Here is a 293-nt window from a genome sequence, read left to right on the forward strand (position 1 = left end):
GAGAAACTTGATTCCTCTTCATGTTGCTGATGCCACTTATAGTTATAGTCCTTTTGCAGAAAGAGAATTGTTTATTCAAGAATCAAAGAATTCTAAAAAAAAGAAGTCTGATCCAATGGGAGGGATTATTTCTATTTTGGGTAAAGCAAACACTGCGGCCGAGGTAGGTGCTGAAGTCTCAGGTAAATACAAGGTTCCTGGTTATGTGGGAAATACCCTTAATGGAGCCGATCTTTTAAATAAAGCTTATAATAAAGATTATTCCGGTGTAGCTTTTGGTGCTTTAAAATGGG

General features: G+C 36.9%; 1 protein-coding gene. It reads left to right on the forward strand.

Annotated elements, in window-relative coordinates; all coding sequences use genetic code 11:
- Nucleotides 1-293: hypothetical protein (locus tag E1171_RS23700; protein WP_222931429.1), on the forward strand; the 293-nt coding region annotated here is incomplete at both ends.

This window comes from Xanthovirga aplysinae (assembly GCF_009711365.1).
In the GTDB taxonomy this organism is placed as follows: Bacteria; Bacteroidota; Bacteroidia; order Cytophagales; family Cyclobacteriaceae; genus Xanthovirga; species Xanthovirga aplysinae.